This window comes from Corallococcus carmarthensis (genome assembly GCF_003611695.1).
Classification (GTDB): domain Bacteria; phylum Myxococcota; class Myxococcia; order Myxococcales; family Myxococcaceae; genus Corallococcus; species Corallococcus carmarthensis.
Map to the genome: position 1 here is coordinate 1 of NZ_RAWE01000195.1, position 19,585 is coordinate 19,585.

General features: G+C 71.5%; 20 protein-coding genes and 1 pseudogene. 10 read left to right on the plus strand and 11 right to left on the minus strand.

The window, feature by feature from the left end; all coding sequences use genetic code 11:
* Positions 1 to 236: 236 nt before the first annotated feature.
* From D7X32_RS34320 to D7X32_RS34335, 4 genes are all read right to left on the minus strand, one after another.
* Positions 237 to 1,481 carry a hypothetical protein gene (locus D7X32_RS34320; protein ID WP_244239338.1) on the minus strand — a complete coding sequence of 415 codons (1,245 nt, stop codon included), beginning with the start codon at positions 1,479 to 1,481 and terminating at the stop codon, positions 237 to 239.
* Positions 1,482 to 1,489: 8 nt separating this feature from the next.
* Positions 1,490 to 1,801, minus strand: coding sequence for a 4a-hydroxytetrahydrobiopterin dehydratase (locus D7X32_RS34325; protein WP_120606789.1), 312 nt, complete (start codon positions 1,799 to 1,801; stop codon positions 1,490 to 1,492).
* 75 nt (positions 1,802 to 1,876) lie between these two features.
* The gene (gene glpK / locus D7X32_RS34330; protein ID WP_120606790.1) at positions 1,877 to 3,361 is read right to left on the minus strand and encodes a glycerol kinase GlpK; all 1,485 of its coding nucleotides are present in this window, start codon (positions 3,359 to 3,361) and stop codon (positions 1,877 to 1,879) included.
* A gap of 211 nt (positions 3,362 to 3,572) precedes the next feature.
* Positions 3,573 to 3,809, minus strand: coding sequence for a hypothetical protein (locus tag D7X32_RS34335; protein ID WP_120606791.1), 237 nt, complete (start codon positions 3,807 to 3,809; stop codon positions 3,573 to 3,575).
* A gap of 398 nt (positions 3,810 to 4,207) precedes the next feature.
* Between D7X32_RS34335 and D7X32_RS45675 the strand changes: the two genes are divergently transcribed.
* Entirely contained in the window at positions 4,208 to 4,366 is a 159-nt protein-coding gene (locus D7X32_RS45675; protein WP_158625816.1) for a hypothetical protein, read from the plus strand.
* A gap of 69 nt (positions 4,367 to 4,435) precedes the next feature.
* On the opposite strand, the gene D7X32_RS34340 is transcribed toward D7X32_RS45675, so the two are convergent.
* Complete coding sequence (locus D7X32_RS34340; protein WP_120606792.1) at positions 4,436 to 5,419, minus strand: SDR family NAD(P)-dependent oxidoreductase; 984 nt, start codon at positions 5,417 to 5,419, stop codon at positions 4,436 to 4,438.
* 21 nt (positions 5,420 to 5,440) lie between these two features.
* Positions 5,441 to 6,028: a TetR/AcrR family transcriptional regulator gene (locus D7X32_RS34345; RefSeq protein WP_244239339.1), complete on the minus strand. Its 588-nt coding sequence runs from the start codon at positions 6,026 to 6,028 to the stop codon at positions 5,441 to 5,443.
* A 101-nt stretch (positions 6,029 to 6,129) separates the two neighbouring features.
* On the opposite strand from D7X32_RS34345, the gene D7X32_RS34350 reads away from it, so the two are divergent.
* Complete coding sequence (locus tag D7X32_RS34350) at positions 6,130 to 7,023, plus strand: NmrA/HSCARG family protein (protein WP_120606794.1); 894 nt, start codon at positions 6,130 to 6,132, stop codon at positions 7,021 to 7,023.
* Here D7X32_RS34350 and D7X32_RS34355 read toward each other — a convergent pair.
* A complete protein-coding gene (locus tag D7X32_RS34355; protein ID WP_120606795.1) occupies positions 6,959 to 7,366 on the minus strand; it encodes a winged helix-turn-helix transcriptional regulator in 408 nt (135 codons plus the stop codon). The genes D7X32_RS34350 and D7X32_RS34355 overlap by 65 nt on opposite strands.
* A gap of 97 nt (positions 7,367 to 7,463) precedes the next feature.
* Between D7X32_RS34355 and D7X32_RS34360 the strand changes: the two genes are divergently transcribed.
* Together D7X32_RS34360 and D7X32_RS34365 are read left to right on the plus strand one after the other, a co-directional pair.
* A complete protein-coding gene (locus D7X32_RS34360; protein ID WP_120606796.1) occupies positions 7,464 to 7,865 on the plus strand; it encodes a Dabb family protein in 402 nt (133 codons plus the stop codon).
* An 84-nt stretch (positions 7,866 to 7,949) separates the two neighbouring features.
* Positions 7,950 to 8,363 (plus strand): DUF6194 family protein, encoded by a 414-nt coding sequence (locus tag D7X32_RS34365; RefSeq protein ID WP_208752631.1) that lies wholly within the window; start codon positions 7,950 to 7,952, stop codon positions 8,361 to 8,363.
* Position 8,364: 1 nt separating this feature from the next.
* Here the strand turns inward: D7X32_RS34365 and D7X32_RS34370 are convergent, their stop codons facing one another.
* From D7X32_RS34370 to D7X32_RS34380, 3 genes are read right to left on the minus strand one after another with little or no spacing between them, the layout of a single operon-like run.
* A complete protein-coding gene (locus D7X32_RS34370; RefSeq protein ID WP_120606797.1) occupies positions 8,365 to 9,564 on the minus strand; it encodes a lipocalin-like domain-containing protein in 1,200 nt (399 codons plus the stop codon).
* A 3-nt stretch (positions 9,565 to 9,567) separates the two neighbouring features.
* On the minus strand, positions 9,568 to 12,108 hold the full coding sequence (locus tag D7X32_RS34375) for an FtsX-like permease family protein (RefSeq protein WP_120606798.1): 2,541 nt from the start codon (positions 12,106 to 12,108) through the stop codon (positions 9,568 to 9,570).
* Positions 12,105 to 12,833 carry an ABC transporter ATP-binding protein gene (locus D7X32_RS34380; RefSeq protein WP_120606799.1) on the minus strand — a complete coding sequence of 243 codons (729 nt, stop codon included), beginning with the start codon at positions 12,831 to 12,833 and terminating at the stop codon, positions 12,105 to 12,107. Before D7X32_RS34380 ends, D7X32_RS34375 begins: the two co-directional genes overlap by 4 nt.
* Positions 12,834 to 13,059: 226 nt before the next feature.
* Here D7X32_RS34380 and D7X32_RS34385 point away from each other — a divergent pair, with 226 nt between their 5' ends.
* On the plus strand, positions 13,060 to 15,177 hold the full coding sequence (locus D7X32_RS34385; protein ID WP_158625817.1) for a hybrid sensor histidine kinase/response regulator: 2,118 nt from the start codon (positions 13,060 to 13,062) through the stop codon (positions 15,175 to 15,177).
* Here the strand turns inward: D7X32_RS34385 and D7X32_RS34390 are convergent.
* Positions 15,131 to 15,949: an alpha/beta hydrolase gene (locus D7X32_RS34390; RefSeq protein ID WP_120606804.1), complete on the minus strand. Its 819-nt coding sequence runs from the start codon at positions 15,947 to 15,949 to the stop codon at positions 15,131 to 15,133. The genes D7X32_RS34385 and D7X32_RS34390 overlap by 47 nt on opposite strands.
* A 70-nt stretch (positions 15,950 to 16,019) precedes the next feature.
* Here D7X32_RS34390 and D7X32_RS34395 point away from each other — a divergent pair, with 70 nt between their 5' ends.
* The 5 genes and pseudogenes from D7X32_RS34395 to D7X32_RS34415 form a co-directional block, all read left to right on the plus strand.
* A complete protein-coding gene (locus tag D7X32_RS34395) occupies positions 16,020 to 16,313 on the plus strand; it encodes a DUF3467 domain-containing protein (protein ID WP_120606801.1) in 294 nt (97 codons plus the stop codon).
* Positions 16,314 to 16,369: 56 nt separating this feature from the next.
* Complete coding sequence (locus tag D7X32_RS34400) at positions 16,370 to 17,122, plus strand: hypothetical protein (RefSeq protein ID WP_438358988.1); 753 nt, start codon at positions 16,370 to 16,372, stop codon at positions 17,120 to 17,122.
* 43 nt (positions 17,123 to 17,165) lie between these two features.
* Positions 17,166 to 18,065, plus strand: coding sequence for an oxygen-dependent coproporphyrinogen oxidase (hemF, locus tag D7X32_RS34405; protein ID WP_120606802.1), 900 nt, complete (start codon positions 17,166 to 17,168; stop codon positions 18,063 to 18,065).
* On the plus strand, positions 18,065 to 18,577 hold the full coding sequence (locus D7X32_RS34410) for a hypothetical protein (protein WP_120606806.1): 513 nt from the start codon (positions 18,065 to 18,067) through the stop codon (positions 18,575 to 18,577). Before hemF ends, D7X32_RS34410 begins: the two co-directional genes overlap by 1 nt.
* Before the next feature lie 173 nt (positions 18,578 to 18,750).
* A pseudogene (locus D7X32_RS34415) lies at positions 18,751 to 19,585 on the plus strand (hypothetical protein); the annotation flags it as partial.

The following is a 19,585-nucleotide window of genomic DNA, read 5'->3' on the forward strand; positions in this document are numbered from 1 at the left end:
AAACCCAGCACCGTCGCACTCACGACAGTCTGGCGCCAACCCCGCCCCAGAGACATGGAACCCCCTCCGTCTCCGGCAGGGTTCGCACGCCATCCCACACCCGCAAATGCGGCACGAAAGGTTGCTCGGCCGCCCGCTGCGGGACGCTACGCGTGGGGTTCCGGGCGCCGTGGATGGGGGACGCGAGCACCCAGGATGGTCCTCGCGTTTACCCACCCGGCGATCAAAGCCAGACACTACCGCCAGAAGCCGATGGAGACGCCCCAGTTGGAGTAGCGGCTCGCCAGGTCGAACGACGCGGTGATGGCCCAGTCCTCCCAGTAGCGCAGCACGAACAGCTCGAAGCCGCCGGTGAGGTGCGGCCGGGGATTCCGGTCCGGGAAGGGGGACGGCTCCAGCCAGGTGCCCGCGCGCAGGCGCAGCAGGCCGGGGAAGGTGTCCCATTCAGCGCCCAGGCGCGGCTGGAACATGGCGGTGTCGCCCACGGTCTGCGGCTCCGCGGTGGTGGCGAAGGACCGCGACGGCACCGCGTTGCTCACGCTGGAGATGAGGTCCACCTGCGCGGTGACCAGCCACCGGCCGGCCAGCGCGTCGCGAGGCTCCTCCTCCGGTACCGGCAGCGCGTCCCCATCCACCTCCAGCTGCCGCCGTGCGGCGGGGGACAGCCGGTTGTAGCGATGCGCGCCCTCGCCCAGCCGCCAGCTGGCGCCCAGCGACAGCACCGCGGGCGACACCACGGCGGCGTAGATCTGCCGGCCCGCGATGAAGGGGCTCTGGTTGTCGTCGCGGCGCCAGCCCGCCACCACCTCCGGCCGCACCGCCACGCCAATGCGGTAGGGCCGCCCGTGCGGACGGAAGAGCATGTCCACCGCCACGCCGGTGTCGCCGTAGCGCCAGGACTGGTCGCCCATCTCACTGAAGCTCGCCTGCGCGGAGAAGATGCCCAGGGACAGGATGAAGTCGTCCTGGCCGAAGGCGACGGAGCCCGCGAGCACGGACTGGGTGAGGGAGACGCGCAGCTTCTCGCCCTCGCCGCGGCAGCCCTGGGTGATGCAGTAGCCCGTGCGGCTGTTGCGCCACAGGAAGCCGATGCCGAAGCGCTTGTATTGCAACATCAGCGCGCCCAGCAGCTGGCGGCTGTCCACGGATTCGTCGGCCAGGCCGTCGTTGTCCACGTCCCGGCGCTTCGTGCCGGTGAAGGGCAGGTCCAGCCAGGACAGGGTGACGCCCAGGTCCCAGTCGCGCTCCAGTGAAGGGCTGCGCTGGGCCAGGGCGGAGAGGTTGCTGGAGACGCCCGCGGCGCCCTCGGCGATGCCCACGTAGGCACCGCCCAGGCCCACCATGCGCGCCGAACCCAGGAGCGCGCCGGAGTTGAAGTACAGCCGCTCCGGGCGGGGCTCCGTGGGGATGTCGTCCTGGGCCAGGGCCGGGAGCGCGGTGAGACACACCGCGCACACCAGGGCCGCCAGGGTCCCGCGCACGCCGTGAATCACCGGACAGCAGCCCCTTCGGTGAAGAGGCGGTCCGCCTCCGCCGCCAGGCCGGTGTCGCGGGCCGTGAGGCCGCCCGCGTCGTGGGTGACCAGCGCCAGCGTCACCTTGCGCCACCGGATGTCGATGTCCGGGTGGTGGTCCGCGGCCTCCGCCGCCTTCGCCACGCGCTCCACGAAGGCGATGCCGTCCAGGAACGACGGCGCTTCATAGGTGCGGCGGATCATCCCGCCCTCGTGCTTCCAGGCGGGGTGCTGGGTGAGGAAGGTCTGGAGCGCATCCGGGGAGAGCAACGTGCGGTCGTAGGCCATGGTGGCCGTTCTACCCGCTCCCCCGCCCGATGGAAGCCCCGGCGAGTCCGAGCCGCCGGGCTCCGGTGTCTCATTTCACGCTCGCGCAACCGCCCGCTTCCACTTTTCCAGGTGGCGCGCGCGCACCTCGGGCTTCATTTTCGGCTTGAAGGTGCGGTCCGCCTTCCACGCGCGGCGGATGGCGTCCGGGCTGGTCCACACGCCCGCGCCCAGGCCGCCCAGGAAGGCCGCGCCCAGGGCCGTGGTCTCCAGGTTGCGCGGGCGGACCACCGGCACGCCCAGCAGGTCCGCCTGGTACTGCATGAGCAGGTTGTTGGCCGCGGCGCCGCCGTCCGCCTTGAAGGTGGGGATGTCCCGCCCGCTGTCGCGGCGCATGGCCTCCGCCAGGTCGTGGATTTGAAGGGCCACGCCCTCCAGCGTCGCGCGCGCCAGGTGCGCCACGGTGGTGGAGCGGTCGATGCCGGCGAACAGGCCGCGTGCCTCCGGGCGCCAGTGCGGCGCGCCCAGGCCCGCGAGCGCCGGGACGAAGACGACGTCGCCGGAGTCCTTCACGCTGGCGGCCAGCGCCTCCACGTCCGGGGCCTTCTTGATGACCTTGAGGCCGTCGCGCAGCCACTGCACCGCGGCGCCCGCGATGAAGCAGCTGCCCTCCAGCGCGTAGTGCGTGGTGTTGCCCAGCTTCCACGCCACGGTGGTGAGCAGCCCCGCGGTGGAGCGCACCGGCTGGGTGCCGGTGTTCATGAGCAGGAAGGCGCCGGTGCCATAGGTGCACTTGGATTCGCCGGGGGCGAAGCACGCCTGCCCGAAGAGGGCCGCCTGCTGGTCCCCGGCCATGCCCGCGACCAGGATGCCGTCCGGAAGGCTGCGCATGCCGCGGGTGGTGCCATAGACCTCCGCGTTGCCGCGGATCTCCGGCAGACACGCGCGCGGCACGCCCAGGAGCGAACACAGCTCGTCGTCCCAGTTGAGCGTGCGCAGGTCCATGAGCAGGGTGCGGCTGGCGTTGGACACGTCCGTGACGTGGGCGGTGCCGCCGGTGAGCTTGAAGACCAGCCAGGAGTCGATGGTGCCGAAGCACACGTCGCCGCGCTCGGCGCGCTTCTTCGCGCCCTTCAGGTGGTGGAAGAACCAGGTGAGCTTGGTGCCGGAGAAGTAGGGGTCCAGCACCAGACCCGTCATCTCGCGCACGCGGGGCTCCACGCCTTCGGCCTTGAGCCGCTGACAGATGTCCGCGGTGCGGCGGTCCTGCCAGACGATGGCGCGGGCCAGGGGCTCGGCCGTTTCACGGTCCCACAGGCCCGTCGTCTCACGCTGGTTGGTGATGCCCACCACGGCGATGTCGCGGCCGGTGAGGCCCGCGTCCTTGAGCGCGCGAGCGATGCACCACTCGCTGGTGTTCCAGATGTCGATCAGGTCGTGCTCCACCCACGACGGCTTGGGGAAGTGCTGAGGCACCTCCTTGTAGGAGCGGCCCACCACCTGCAACCGGGAGTCGAGGATGGAGACGTGGGTCCCCGTGGTGCCCTGGTCCAGCGCCAGGACGTATTTCGCCTTCGCCATGCGTGCGGAGCCTCTTTCGTCGGCCAGTGGCCGGACACGGAAGGAGACCCTACTCCAAGCGGAGGCGCCCGCACCCACGGAGCGTGCGGGATGTCAGGCACCGGGAGCTGTCCGCGGAACGCTCCCGTGCCTGTGAGGGGTGCCATGGGCGGTGGGCCTTGCCGGGGGAAGTCCACGGTACTTCCCAGCGCCACCGTTCACGGCGGCCCGCTCAATACCCCGTGGTCCGTGAACGGTTGTTCATGATGCGGCGCAGGCCGTAGGCGCCCAGGCCCGCGAGGATCATCCGCCCCAGCGAACCGCCCAGGCCGCTGGACTGGCGTCCCCGGTACCCGTAGCCAATGGGACGGCGGCCATAGGCGCTGCGTCCCCGGTTCCAGCCACTGCCCCTGAAGACGCTCCGTTGAGACGCGCCCAGCGCGCCCAGCAGGTTCGATAACAAAGCCATGGTGTCACTCCGTGGTGAGGGGTACGGGGCCCGCGCGTCCTTCCGGGGGTCGGACCCGTGAAGGAGGCGCGTGCGTTGAAAGGTGGGCCTCACGCCGCGTGACGACACCCCGTGTCGGGCATGGCTCGCGGAGGGCCGTGTCCCGGGCCGGAGGGCAGGCAGGCGGGTTGGGGACGCGAATGGTGACCGCTACGGGCACGGGCGGAATCTGGATGCATGCCATTGGATGTCCGGCCCATGGCCGCCTGCCCATCGAACGGAAGCCCCGGCCGGGTGAGGCGTGGGTCACCCGGTTCCCTGCCTTGGAGTGCGTCTCCAGATTGCGGTCCAGGTGGGCGCCCCCCTGGCGCCCCGGCCCCAATCACAGTCAATGCGTTGGACGCGAAGGGATACGGAAGATGCTCGGACTGAAGAAGACCGTCGGGATGTCGGTGCTGGACGTGGCCAAGAAGGCGCAGGCGGACGCGGGCATGGCGCTGCAGAAGGCGTTCAAGGCGGCGCCGGCCACGCAGACGGGCATGGGCGGCTCGGGCACGGCGGAGCCTGTGAAGGAGTAGTCCGGCGGTAGCAGGCGGCAACACGCGTGGGGGTCCGTCATCCCTGTGGGACGGACCCCCATGTTCTTTTCAGGCGCGCGGGACGAGTCCCTGCTCACGCAGGAAGGCGACCGTTCGTGCCACGCCGTCCGCGAGCGGGGTGGGGAGGAAGGCCAGCTCCCGTTGGGCCTTGGCCGCGTTCACGCGGGCCTCCCAGCGCATGAAGGACAGCTGGCCGGGCGCGACGAGCGGCGTGAAGGGGAACACGCGCGCGAGCGGCGCGGACACGCGGGCCAGGGCCTCCATCAGGAAGACGGGCGCGACGGCGGGAGGCTTGCCAGCCCCGGCGGCCTGGCTGATGGCGAGCGCGAGGTCCGCGTTGCTGACGTACTGGTCGGAGACGAGGTAGCGCTCGCCGTTGACGCCGGTTTTCGCGGCGGCGAGGTGCACGTCGGTGCAGCCGTCCACGTAGACCGCGGACATGCCGCCCGGCGGGAGCAGCGGGGCCTTCTTGTTGAGCAGCTGGATGAAGAAGGAATTGAGCCCCACGTGCACGGGGCTGGGGCCGTAGACGGCGGCCGGGTTCACGTAGACGACGTCCAGGCCCTGCTGGCGGATGGCCTCCACGGCGCGCTCGGCTTCCTGCTTGGAGCGCTCGTAGACGGTGGGCTTGGGGTGGGGGTCGATGTTCGCTTCGGTGAGCTCGCCGCCCCGGGGCGCGGCGAAGACATCCATGGTGGACGTGTAGACCACGCGGCGCACCTTCGCGGCGTGCGCGGCGGACAGGACGTTCACGCTGCCCTGGCGGTTCACGCGGTCGAAGATGGCGTCGTCCCGGTGCCACTGCTCCGGCATGCCCGCGGCGTGGAAGACGAGCTCCACGTCATGCAGCGCGGCGGGCAGGGTGCCCGGGGACGTGACGTCCCCCTGGACGAGCTGCACGGAGGGCGGGAGCAGCTTCGCGGCGCGGGCCGGGTCGCGCACGAGCGCGCGGACGGTGTTCCCCTGCTTCACGAGCCGCTGCGCGATGGCGTTGCCGATGAGGCCGGTGGCCCCGGTGACGAGGACGTTCATGGGCCGGCAATCTAGCCGGAGTCACCGGTGCCGCGCGCCGCGAGGCTCGGGACGGGAGCGCAGCCCGTCGAAGAACATCCCGGTGAGGCGGGGGACGCGCTTGGGGTCCGCGCCGTCCTCCGCGGCGGCGAGGGAGATGGCCATCGCCATGCACACCACGTCATCCAGGAGGATGTCGCCGCGCACCTCGCCCGCGCGCTGGGCGGTCTCCAGCAGGCGCTGCCCCTCGGCTGTCGTCGCGTCACAGCCCTTGGTGTGGTTCTTGAGGACGATGCCCAGCGACGCCGCGAGCCCCTTGTACATGCCCGCGGAGTGCACCAGCTCCGCCAGGAAGACGCGCAGCGCTTCGAGCGGGGGCAGGGCCTCCGAGCGTTCGCGGCTCTGCTTCGCGAGCGTCAGGAGTTGTTCGTCACACGTCGCGGCGAGGAGCGCCTCCCGCGACTCGAAGTGCCGGTAGAGCGTGCCAATGCCGACCTCCGCCCGCTTCGCCACGTCGTTGAGCGACGCGTCCGCGCCGCGTTCGGAGAACACGGCATGCGCGGCCACGAGCAGCCGCTCCCGGTTGCGCCGCGCGTCCGCACGCAAGGCTCCGCCCGTCGCGTCCTCCACCGGCGGTTTCTTCGATGGCTTCGTTGTCACTTGCGAAACGGAGGATAGCTCCGTATTTAACCGGAGCAACCCTCCGCTTAGCAAGGGAAAGGCGGGACCTGATGGCGACGAAGAGCGAGACCGTGGTGGTGCTGGGAGCGACCGGGCAGCAGGGAGGCGCGACGGCGCGGGCATTGGTGAAGGATGGCTGGCGGGTCCGCGCGCTCGTGCGGGACCCGTCGAGTGCCAAGGCTCGGGAGCTGGAAGCGGCGGGCGTGGAGCTGGTGCGCGGAGACATGGGGGACCGTGCGTCACTCGACCGAGCGGTCGCGGGGGCGTACGGCGTCTTCAGCATCCAGCCGAGCTCCCCACAGCAGCATTACGGCGTCACGGATGACGACGAGGTCCGCTTCGGCACGTCCATCGCGGACGCGGCGAAGGCGGCGGGTGTGGAGCACTTCGTCTACACGTCGGTGCTGGGGCTGCGTGCCGGCACGGGCGTGGGCCACTTCGAGAGCAAGTGGCGCATCGAGGAGCACGTCCGGACGAGCGGCCTTCGCGCGACCATCGTCCGGCCGGGGACCTTCATGGAGTTGCTGCTGGAGCCGCACTTCGGCCTGAGGCCGGGGGGCCTCCAGTTCTTCGTCCATCCGGACCAGTCCATGCAGTTCATCGCGGGGGAGGACATCGGCGTGCTCGCCGCGCGCGTGTTCGCGGATCCGCGCACGCACGTGGGGACCACGCTGGAGCTGGCGGGGGATTCGCTCACCGGCAACGCGCTCGCGGAGAAGATCAGCCGGGCCACCGGGACGTCCATCACCTACTCGAGGTTCCCACCCGAGGTGCTCGAGGCGAACCCGCTCCTGCGCAAGCTCGTGAAAATGATCGATGACGGATGGGCGGCCGAGAGCGCGGACATCCCGGCGCTGCGGCGGTTGGCGCCGGGCCTGCTCACGTTCGATTCATGGCTGGAGCGCGGGGGCGCCGCGGCGCTCCGGGAGCGGCTCGCGGCGTAGCGTCTTGCATGCGCTGGAGCTTCATCCCCACCTGGACGATGGTCTCGATGACCGGGAGGAGCTCTTGGCCCAGCGCGGTCAGCGCGTATTCGACCGACGGCGGTGAGCTGGCGACGGCGTGACGTGTGAGCACGCCGTTCTCCTCCAGCGCGCGCAGCTTCGCGCTGAGCACCTTCGCGGAGATGCGCGGGATGTCGGAGCGCAGCTCGCTGAAGCGGCGAGGGTCCCCGCTGAGACGCCAGACGATGTTCGCGGTCCACGCGCCGCCGAGGAGCCTCATGCACGTCGTGAGGGGGCACAGGGGCGGCAGCGGCGGCGTCTTGTTCTTGCGGCGGCGGAGCATGGGTAACCCATGGGAAACCACATTGTGGTGGTTACCCAAGGTTACCGCCTGTCCTGTCGGGAGCGCGTCGCTATCCTCTCCAGCGAGAGGTGACACCATGTTCATCAACCTGCTGCGCTTCCGCTTCAAGGACGGTGTGTCCGAGGCGGAGAAGGCCCGGGCCCTCGAAGCCATCTCCCTCACGGCGAAGTCGGAGGCGGTCTCGTTCTCCGTCGTCGGAAGGGACCTGGGGAACCCTGTCGACGGCTTCACCCACGCCTACTGCGTGGGCATCGCGGACCTGTCCGCCCTGCGCCGGTACTTCGATGACCCGCTGCACCGCGCGGGGGACCTGCTCTTCCTGCCGCTCGTGGGAAGGCTCTGGCGCATGGCCCTGACCGACGACGCCGACCCCGCGCTGGGCGGGAAGATCCAGGCGATGCACGCGGAGAAGATGGCGGGGGACCCCGAATGGGCCGCGCTGCTCGCCGCCATCCCCGATCTCCGGCTTCAGGGCTGACGGCGCGGCATCCGCAGGCGCCCCATCCCCAGACGTTTCCGCGCGTGCTAGACCAAAGCCAGTTCGACTTCGGGGGAGGACGTCATGACGGGAGACATCAGTTTGGAAGCCCTGGCGGCGTACATCCGGGATGCGTTCAAGGACGTGCACATGGATGCGCGGACGCCGGACGTCTTCTTCTTCGCGGGAGACGAGCGGCAGCACCCCTTCGCGACCATCGTCACGCGGGACACCGAGCTCGACCACCACTCGAGGCTGGACCGCCCGGGTGTGTTCCGGCTGAACCTGTGCGTGGGCAAGGACAGCTTCCAGAAGCTGTTCCCCGAGCCCGGCCCGAACGTCGACTTCACGGCGCTGGACGTGCTCCTGCCGCACCCGGTCCATGCGCGGATGTTCTGGCTGAGCGTGCTCAATCCCAGCCACGAGACGTTCTACGTGCTGCGCCCGTACCTGCGCGAGGCCTACGACCTCCAGGCGCTGCGGACCGCCCGGGGCTGAGTCACGGCGTGCGGCTGCGGACCGTCTGCTCGTTCCGGGGCGCGTCCGCGTACCCGGTCATCTCCAGGTAGCCGCGCCCCTGCACGGGCTGGCCTTCGCGCGTGCCGTCCACGGACACCGCGCCCTCCCAGTAGCGCACCAACACCGGCAGCTCCTGGTCCGGGAGCTTCGGTGTGACGGTGAGCTCCAGGGACACCTTCGGAACCTGGACGCGCCAGCCCGCCGGGTACTCGCCGCCGCGAGGACTCTTCCAGCTGCCCCGCCGCTCCAGCTGCATGTCCTCTGCGGACAGGTGCACGGCTTCGCCCGTCGCGGGGACGTACGTGCCCGCGCTGAACGCATCCTTCGTCCCGTCCTTCTTGCGCAGCTGGTAGAGCATCAACTCGCTGCCGTCGGAGAGCTGGAGCGCGAACCAGTCCCAGCCCACCTGGTCGCCGCTCAGCGCGCTGGTGCTCCACTCGCGGTCCATCCAGCTGTCGCCCTTCACCTGCACCGTCTGCCCATCCACCGACACCGTGCCCCGCGAAGGCATGCGCGGCAGGGAGTAGTAGTAGGACGCGTTGCCCCGCTCCGGGCCCTTCTGGCTCAACCCCTTGTCACCCTGGAGCACCGGCGGCTTGCCTTCGTCCAGCGTCAGCTCCAGCGTCACGCCGTCACCCTGTGCGCGCAGGTGCATGGGCCACGTGCCGCCCGTGCCCTCGCTCCGCACGTCCCAGTCCTGAAGCCAGACATGGAAGGGCGCTCCGTCCGCGCCCGCGAGCCCCTGCGCCGCGCGGCTGAAGCGCTCGGTGACGTGGAACCGCCCGCCGCTCACGTCCGACAGCGTGAAGTGCCCCATGAACACCTGCCGCGTGCCCCAGCCGGACTCCCGCTTCGACTGCTCGGGCGACAGCGCGCTGCGGAACAGCGTGAACTGGTAACCGAAGGCGCGTCCGTCCTGCGTCTCCAGGTTGCCCGTCCAGTACCACCACTCGGTGCGGAAGTCGGGGTGGGGGCCGTGGTCTTCCGGGAAGTGGAAGGGCCGGGGCTCCATCGCGCGGGCATAGCCCTCCGTGCCGCCGTCGCCGCCCATCGCGGACGCGACCGTCATGCCGCCGGTGTTCGCGGGCCCGGCGTCCTCCGTGTCCCGCAACACCACGCCCACCGCCACGCCCAGCGCGGCGAGCACCAGCACCACTCCGATGACGAGTCCCCGACCCATGCCTCACTCCTCCCGCAGCGCCATGGCCGGGTTCGCGCGCGCCATGCGCCACGCCGGGTACAGCCCCGCGAGCGCCGCCGCCACCAGCGCCAGCACCAATGCCTGTCCCACCACGCCGGGCGCCACCACCAGCTGCAACGTCCACCCGAACGAGCGCTGATTGATGACGTGCACCAGCACGTAGGCCAACGCCAATCCCAGCGGGATGGAGAACAACCCCGCGAGCAATCCCAACAGCCCCGTCTGCAACGACACCATGCCCCAGAGCTGTCCCGGCGTGAGCCCTGTCGCGCGCAGCACCGCGAACTCGCGCGCCCGCTCCAGCTGCAAGGACATCAGCGCGCTCAGCACGCCCACGAACGCGACGCCAATCGCCAGCAAGCGCAGCACCTGCGTGATGGTGAAGGTTCGGTCGAACACCTCCATCGACGCCTGCCGCAGCGCCCGGTTCGCGCGCACGTTCAACGCCTGCTCACCGCCCGCGCGGTCGCGCACCCGGGCCACCAGTTCGTCCACGTCCTGTCCGGGCGCGGCGAAGAGGGACAGGCCCGACACGCCCCGGTCCTCGTACCAGTGCTCATACGTGGCGCGCGGCATCAGCACCGTTCCCACGTCCGAGCCATAGTCGAAGTACACGCCCGCCACGCGGAAGTCGTGCGGCCCCTTGTCCGTCGCAACGCGCAGCGTGTCGCCCGCGTGCACATTCCGGTGGAAGGCGAAGGGCTCCGACACGATGAGCGCATCGGGTGACGCCTCCAGTTGCCGCCACACGTCCTCCGCGCGCCCTTCCTTGAAGCGGTACGTCCGCTCATGGCCCTTCGCGAAGTCCACCGCCAGCAGGTCCGTGTCCACGTCGTTGATGCGCACGTGAATGACCCGGATGGATCCGCTCGCCTCGACGCCGGGGGTGGACCGCAGCTTCTCCGCGAGCCCCGGCACCAGCGAGGAGTCCCCGCGCCGAGCCACCAGCGACGGCGGTGACACGAACACATCCGCCTGCAACGCGGACTCCAGCCACGCGGCCACCGTGCCCCGGAAGCTGGACACCATCAGGCCCACGCCCACCGTCGTCGCCACCGCGACCATCAGCGCCGCCAGCGCCACCGCCGTGCGCGACAGGCTCGCCGTCACGCCGCGCGCCGCCATGCGCCCCAGCGGACCGAACAACGCACCCAGGGGCCGCGCCGACGCCACCGTCAGCTTCTCCGTCACCCAGGGCACCAGCAGCGCGCTGCCCAGCAGCACGGCGAAGAGCCCCGCGTACGCCGGCAGCAGGGCCTGCGTGGGCCACGCGAGCACCGCCGCCGCGACGGCCAGGATGATCAACCCCAGCACCGCCAGCCGGGGCGCCCGGCCGCGCGACACGTCCTCCACCGTCGAGCGCCGCAGCGCCGTCACCGGTGCCGCCCGCGCCGCCTCCCACGCGGGCACCAGCGCCGCGAGCACCGTCGCGCCCAGGCCCAGGCTCAGCCCCTTGATGAGCGTGAACGGCTCCAAGGACAGACGCCGCACGTTCACCACGAAGTACAAATCATTGATGGTGCGGGTGATGAGCCCCACCAGGCCGCTGGCCATCAGGATGCCCAGGAGCAGCCCCGCCGCGGTGCCCACGATGCCCAGCATCAGGGCTTCCCCCAGCACCAGCGCGAACAGCTCCCCGCGCGTCACGCCCACCGCGCGCAGCCGGCCCAGCATCCCGCGCCGCTGCACCACGGAGAACGTCATCGTGTTGTAGATGAGGAACATCCCCACCACGAGCGCCAGCAGCGACAGCGCGGTGAGGTTGGTGCGGAACGCCCGCGTCATCTGCTCCACCGTGCCCGCGCGCCCGGACGTCTGGACCAGCTCCGCGCCCCGCGGCAGCGCGGCCCGCAGCGTCGCGGCCTGCGCCTCTCCGCCCTTCAAGCGCAGGTCCACGCGCGTCAGCCGGCCCTCCATGCCCAGCACCTCCTGCGCGGTGGAGATGTCCGCGAGGAGCAGCGATTCCAGCGCGCGCTCCGTCGTCTCCTGCGCCGGCTCCAGCAGGGCCGACACGCGCAGCTCCCGTCGCAGCCCCGTCACCATCACCGGAAGCGTGTCCCCGGCCTTCACGCCCAGGGCCCGCGCCGTCTTCGCGCCCATCACCACCGTGCCGGGCTGCGTGAGCAACGTGCCCACGTCACCCACCGCGCCTCCGGTGGAGAAGTCCCGGAAGGGCGCCTCCGCGAACGGGTCCAGGCCCAGCAGCGTGAGCGTGCGGTGGTTGCCGCCCTCCACCTGCACGAAGCCCTGCACCACCGGCGCCGCGTCCGGTGCGTCCGGCCGCAGCTTCAGCGCCGTGTAGACACCCTCTGGAAGGCCCGACGTGCCGCCGGCGATTTGATGCGTGGCGCGGCCCGCGACGACGTCCGTGGACTGCTCGAAGGCGCGCAGCGCGCTGCCGCTGGCCAGGTCGATGGACACCACCACCGCCACGCCCATCGCGATGCCCAGCAGCGACAGCGCCGTGAGCCAGGGGTGCCCGCCCAGGTGCCGCAGGCTGGAGCGTGCGAGCAGTGTCCTCATGTCGTCCCCCGGCCGCGCGCGCCGCCGGGGCGGTCCACCAGCCGTCCGTGCTCCAGGGTCAGCACGCGGTCCGCGCGCGCCGCCATCGCGGGCTCGTGCGTGACGATGAGCGCGCAGGCGTTGCCCTGCCGCGTGAGACCTTCGAGCAGGTCCAGCACCTGGCCGCCCGTCTCCTCGTCCAGGTTGCCCGTGGGTTCATCCGCCAGCAGCAGCGGCGGGGAGTGGGCCAGCGCTCGCGCCACCGCCACGCGCTGCTGCTCGCCTCCGGAGAGCCGGTCCGGGAAGCTGTTCGCGCGGGTCTCCAACCCCACACGTCCCAGCAGCTCCCGCGCCCGAGCACTGGCCTCCGCGCCCGAGCGGCCGAGCAGCTCCAGCGGCAGCCGCACGTTCTCCTCCACCGTCAGCGTGGGCAGCAGGTTGAACGCCTGGAAGATGAATCCGATGCGCTCGCGGCGCAGCAGCGTGCGGTCGCGCTCCGGAAGGCGCCCCAGGTCGCGGCCCTCCACCAGGATTTCGCCGTGCGTCGCCTGGTCGATGCCGCTGATGAGGTTGAGCAGCGTGGACTTGCCGGAGCCGCTGCGGCCCAGCAGCACCACGAACTCGCCCCGGTGCAGGGCGAGCGACGTGCCGGAGAGCACCTCGCGGACGGAATCGCCTTCCGCGTAGGACTTGGTGACGGCGCGCAGTTCGACGAGGGGTCGCGAATCAGGAGGAGAGGAAGGCATGCCGGGCATCCGACATAGCCGATGCCCGGCGTCCGGGAGCGTTTCCGCGCCCCCTGGGACGGATGCCCGCTACTGGACGCCAGCAGCGCCAGGGAGCGCTCAGCCCATGACACCTGGCAGGTTGTCCAGGTTGCTTTTCGTGCCATGCGGCACGTCCCGGTGTTTGATGGCCACCTCTTCTCGCCTGAAGGCTCTGCCTTCGGCCGGGGATGGGGGGGCCGCACACATGAACGATGCCCAAGCCGGGTGGGTGGCGGCGCCCGGCGGCGTGCCCCCACGACTGCATGAGCTGCTTCAGCAGCTCCCTGCCTTCTTCGGCCTCTATCGCGGCCCCGGCCACCTCATCGAATTCAGCACCTCCACGCGCCTGACGCTGCTCGACACGCAGGGCCAGGTGGGACTCCCGCTGCGCGAAGCCTGTCCCCTGCTGGACGGCCCCGGCTGGCACGACGCCTGGGACCGCGTCTTCACCCGTGGAGAGGCATTGCACCTGCGCGAGGCCTCCGCCCGCGCGCGCCCCGGTGACGAAGAGCTCTTCTTCAACCTCTCCCTGCTGCCGCGCCGCGACGCGCAGGGCCAGGTGGAGGGCGTGCTCGCCTTCGCGGTGGACGTGACGGAGCTCGTGCGCACCCGCCGCGCCGCATGGACCACCGCGGCCTGGCGCACCGAACGCCTCCAGGCCATGACCGCCGCGCTCTCCGAAGCGCTCACCCCCGCGCAGGTGGTGGAGGTGGCCGCGCGCGAAGGAGCCCTCGCCATGGGTGCCCTCACCGGCCTGGTGGTGGTGCCCACGGGGGCGGCCCTGGACTTATTCGAGCGCGCCGCCGCGCATGGCTTCTCCCCCGGTGAGCTGGAGGACTGGCAGCGCTTCGAGGTCTCCGTCACGTGCCCGCTCACGGACGTGACCCGCACGCGCGAGCCCTGCGCGTTGGGCTCGTGGACGGAGTGCATGGCGCGCTACCCGCGTCTGGCTCAACTGTCCCGCGAGCGGACCCTGGCGGCGTGGGCGGCGATTCCGTTGGTGAGCGGTGGACGCGTGTTCGGCGCGCTGGGCCTGGGCTTTGGCGATGCGCGCGACTTCGACGCGGCGGAGCATTCCTTCCTGCTGACGGTGGGCCGCCTGTGCGCGCAGGCGTTGGATCGCGCTCGGCTGTACGACGAGGAGCGCGCGGCCCGTGGCGCCGCGGAGGCCGCCAGCCGCGCCAAGGATGCGTTCCTCGCCACGGTGTCCCATGAGCTGCGCACGCCGCTCACGTCCATCCTTGGCTGGTCCCAGATGCTGCGGCAGGGGCTGCTGGGTGAAGACAAACGCCAGCGCGCGGTGGAGGCCATCGAACGCAACGCGCGTGCACAAAGACAACTCATCGAGGACCTGCTCGACATCAGCCGCATCGCCAACGGCCGGCTGCGCCTGGAGCCGGTGCCTCTGGAATTGGGCCACGTGGTGGATGCGGCGTTGGACGCGGTGCGGCCCACGGCGCTCGCGCGCGAGCTGACGCTCAACGTCTCCGTGGACGCGGATGGCGTGCCGCTGTTCGGCGACCCGGACCGCTTGCAGCAGGTGGTGTGGAACCTGCTCTCCAACGCCATCAAGTTCACCCCGCACGGCGGCCACGTGACGGTGTCCGCGCGCACGCGCGACGAGGGCGCGGAGCTGGTGGTGCGCGACGACGGCGAAGGCATCCCGGCCGACTTCCTGCCCTTCCTCTTCCAGCGCTTCCAGCAGGCGGACACCGGCGTGAGCCGTCAGCACGGAGGCCTGGGCCTGGGCCTGTCCATCGTGCGGCACCTGGTGGAGCTGCATGGCGGCACGGTGACGGCCGCCAGCGACGGGCTGGGGAAGGGCGCCACGTTCACCGTCGTGCTGCCCTGTTCGCGCGTGGGCACGGCCCCGGGTTCCTCGCGAGAGCCGCGGCCCGTGGAGGGCCTGACGCTGCCGCGCTTCCCGGAGCTGGAGGGCCAGCGCGTGCTGGTGGTGGATGGCCAGCCGGACGCGCGCGAGTGGATGTCCGTGCTGCTCACCCGCGTGGGCGCGCACGTGCTCACCGCCACCAACGTCACCGATGCGATGGACGAGGTGCGCCGCTCTCCGCCCACCGTGCTGGTGACGGACGTGACGCTGTCCGGCGAGGACGGCTATTCACTCCTGTACCGGCTGCGCGCGCTGCCATGGGAGTCCGGGGGCGGTGTGCCCGCGCTCGCCGTCACCGCCGCCGCGCGCCGCGAGGACCGCGACCGGGCCCTGCGCGCGGGGTTCAGCGCCTTCGTCACCAAGCCGCTCGACGCGGTGGAGCTGCTCACGGCGGTGGCGCGTCTTGCGCCGGCACATCCGGCCGGCTCCTGAAGTCCTCCTCCTGCCAGGGCTGGAGGAAGTCCCCCACCTCCTCGGCGAGCCGGGCTCCGCACACGTCGCGCGGGATGATGTGGAAGCCCTGCGCGTAGGCCACGAGCCGCACCTCCGGAGACGCCGTCATCCGCCGCGCGAGCCAGCGTCCGCCCTCGGGGTCGACCACGTGGTCATGCTCCGCGGTGGCCACCAGCACCGGACAGCGCACCCGGGGCGCGTCCACCACCGCCAGGTCCTGCAGCGTGCACAGGTCTCTCAGCCGGGCCACCGGGAACGCGGCCAGCACCGGCGCCTGGGCCAGGGCCTTCGGGTCGGAGATGTCCGTGCCGCCCTTGTCCACCCACGGCGTCGTCCACTCGAGCAGCGGTGTGCGGCACAGCTGTCGCACCAGCGCCATGCGCGCGCCCCGGAAGCGCACCGCGGGCGCGACCAGCGCGAGCGCGTGCACGGCTTCCGGTTGGTGCGCGGCCAGCCGCAACGCCAGGAGCGCGCCCATGGACAGTCCAGCGACGAACACGCGGCGGTACCCGGAGAGCGAGGCCAGGGCCTCCTCCGCGCAGGCCTGCCAGTCGCGGTAGTCCACCTTCAGCATCGCCTCTGGCGTCGTGCCGTGGCCCGGAAGCCGGGGCGCCACGACGCGCATCCCCCGTGCCGCCAGGGCCTCTCCCAGGGGGCGCACCTCCCACGGGCTGCCGGTGAAGCCATGCAGGAGCAGGCAGGCGTCCGGCCCCCGCCCCAACGCGAAGGGCGCGGTGGACTCCCCGTCGATGTCCCGCCAGCGAGTGCTCACGGGGAGGACACTGGTCACGGCGGGCCCCAGGCGCTATGCCGCCTGCCTCATGGCCGACACTCCGACGAAGCCCCCTGAAGTGCAGCTCCAGGTGCAGATGACCGAAGAGGTGGCCAATGGTCAGTACTGCAACCTGTCGCTGGTGAACCACACGGACTCGGAGTTCGTGTTGGACTTCCTCTATGTCCAGCCGCAGCAGCCCCTGGCCCGCGTCCGCTCGCGCATCATCACCAGCCCACGCCACCTGAAGCGCCTCTTGAAGGTCCTCCAGGACAACGTGCAGCACTACGAGGCGCGCTTCGGCACCATCCCCCTGGGGGACGACGAAGGCCCCCGGCACTGAAGGGCGGGTCTTCAAGGACTTTCCCTGGCGGCCGTTCCCGGCGCACACTGCGCGGCATCGTGTTCCGAGCCCTCGTGTTCGCCGCTGCCCTGCTGTCCGCCGCCACCGCCTCCGCCCAGTGCACCGGGGACGGAGTGCAGCTGTATCCCGCGCCCGGAGGCATCGTCCCCACCAACATGCGCCTGCTGCTGGAAGGCGTGGGCACCGCGAAATCACCGGTGCTGGGACTGGTGGGCAAGCCGCTGAAGCTGGTCTCCACCGACCACGAGGTGAAGCTCAAGGTGACCAAGGGCTGGGAGAGCACCCTGGGCCGCGCCACCGTCATCCTCAAGCTCGCGGAGCCGATGCAGCCGGACAAGCGCTACTTCCTGAACCTGCAGGAGGTGCTCCCCAACGTCCCGCTCCTCAACGGCCAGGTGGGCGCGCAGGCCTCATGGTTGAGCGGCAAGGGACCGGACGCCAAGGCCCCCAAGTGGGTGAAGCGCCCCGCCGTGTCGGAGGGCTTCGTGCGCCGCTCGCCCCAGGGCATCGCGCGCTTCGTGAAGCTCAACCTGGCCCTGCGCGAGGAGAGCCCCGCCTTCCTGGTGGTGAAGCTGTCGCCGCGCCGGCTGGGCCTGTCCCCCCAGCAGTACCTGCTGCCCGTGCAGGGCAACACCGCTTATCTGGGCCATGAGGCCTGCGGTGGGGCGTTCGCGCTGGAGGACGGGCGCAGCTACCGCGCTCGCATCGAGGCCTTCGATGCGGCGGGCAACCTGGCGCCGTCCACGCCTCCCGTGGACTTCGAGGCCCCGTCCGCCCAGGGCCCTTAGTAGTGTGTCCGCCCGTTCAACCCGAGACAGGGAGACAACGGGCATGACGGCGACGGTGGACGTGGAGGGCATGAAGGGGCGCATGGCCGCCTTCATCCAGAAGCTCCAGGACGACATCTGTGGAGCGCTGGAGCAGTTGGACGGTCAGGGCCGCTTCCGCGAGGACGCGTGGACCCGCCCGGGCGGTGGTGGTGGCCGCAGCCGCGTGCTGGAGGAGGGCGCCGTCCTGGAGAAGGCGGGCGTCAACATCTCCATCGTCCATGGTGAGCTGGAAGAGGCCTTCGCGAAGAAGCTCCAGGGCGAGGGACGCACCTTCTGGGCTGGCGGTCTGTCGCTGGTGCTGCACCCGCGCAGTCCGCATGTGCCCACCGTGCACGCCAACTACCGCTTCATCCACCAGGGCGGCAGGGCCTGGTTCGGCGGCGGCGCGGACCTGACGCCGTACTACCTGCACGACGAGGACGCGGCCCACTTCCACCGCGTGCACAAGGCCGCGTGCGACGCGCACGACCCCACGTACTACCCGCGCTTCAAGGCCGCGTGCGACTCGTACTTCCACCTGCGCCACCGGGGCGAGGCGCGCGGCGTGGGCGGCCTCTTCTTCGAGAACATGGGCGGCGACCTGGAGCGCGAGTTCGCCTTCGTGCAGTCGTGCGGCAACAGCTTCATCCCCGCGTACCTGCCCATCGCGCAGAAGCACAAGGACACGCCGGTGACGGAAGCGCAGCGCTTCTGGCAGGAGGTGCGCCGGGGCCGCTACGTGGAGTTCAACCTCGTCTACGACCGGGGCACCATCTTCGGCCTGGAGACGCAGGGACGCACGGAGTCCATCCTCATGTCGCTGCCGCCGCGCGTGCGCTGGCGCTACGACTACCACCCGGAGCCCGGCACCCCGGAGGCCCGGCTGGTGGAGGCGCTGCGCAATCCCCGGGAGTGGGCCTGATGTCCACGCCTCCGGAGCCCGGCCCCGCGCGTCCGCGCAACACCGGCGTGCGCGTGGGCATCGCCGTCACCGTGTTCGCGGCGATGGCCGCCACGGCCCTGTTCATTGTCCGGATCCCGGCGATGAGGGGCGGCGGGGCCGCATCGCCGGAGCAGGTGTCCAACGAGGCCCGCATCCAGGTGCTGGCCTTGTGCGACGCGGTGCAGGGCTTCCGCGACGAGCACGGCGACTACGTGCCCATCGCGCCCTATCCCGTCCCCGTGCCCCAGCGGGGCGAGGCCGTGCCCTTCCCGAAGGACCACGAGGACTTCCAGCGCATCGGCTTCGACCCTGGCCCCGCCGTTCACCTCCAGTACGAGGTGCGGGTGGAGGAGAGCCCCGTGGGCGAGCCGGAGGTGTCCTGCTTCGCCCGCGCGGACACGGACGGCGACGGCCTCAACGCCGTGTACCGGATCCGTCTGGATGCCAACGGGATGACGACGCCCGTGGAGGTGGAGCGCGAGGGGGAGTAGCCCCCCATGCAACTCCGGGTTCTCGTTGTGAGAGAATCCCGGCGATGGGAAACGTCGGCGACATCCGCGGCCCCCGCGTAGGAGGGCCTCCCGGCTCCGGTGGGCCCCGCTCCGGCGGTGGACCCTCGGGGCCCTCGCCGTCGGCGCCGGCCTCTCCGTTCCGCGATGACGGGATGGAGACCTCCACTCCCACCACCTCGCCCGGCGACCGCACCCGCATCGGCTCCCCGCCCGTGGGGCTTCCCCCGGAGGCCGACGGCGGCGCGCCGCTGGAGCCCGGTGAGCAGGGGCTCCCTGGCGGCGAGGGGATGGAGACCGGCGGCGAAGGCCTCCCCGGCGGCGAAGGTCTGGAGACCGGCGCCTCCCCGGAAGAGGGCGCGGACGTGGGCGCGCGGTCGACCCGCGTCGGCGTTCCCAACCGGGGCCCGTTGCCCCCTCGCACAGACAGAGGCGGCGGGACGACGCGGGCACCCCGCGCGGACGCCGGCACGGGCTTCCAGTCCTCCGGCACGGCCACCCCTGCGCCCCGGCGCAAGGGCGGCGACGGCTTCCGCACGCCAGGCTCGGCCCCCACCACCGCCAGCCCCTACCTGGGCGCGGGCGAGGCGCGCGGGCCGGTGCTGGACGTGGAGTCGCTCATCCCCTCCGACCTGAAGGACCTGGAGGGCCAGCTCGCCGTGGGCAAGCGCTTCGCCTCGGACGGGGCGCTCTTGGCCGCGCAGGTGCGGCCCTCGTCGCTGCCCTCGTCGGACCGGGTGGCCCGCCTGTGGGCCTTCTTCGCCGCCTACGCGGAGGCCGCCGCCCAGCATCCGCCCTCGCCGGAGGGCAAGGCCGCCTTCGAGCAGGCCCTCAAGGACCAGGGCTTCGCCGGGCTCCAGGACGCCCACACCGGGCAGAACGGCGTGGAGGCGGGCTTGTGGGTGATGGACGCGCCTGGCCCCGAGGAGGCTCGCGAGCGCGCGGACGCCGTCCGGTTGGAGCCCCCGCCCGACGTGCGCCACTCCGAGC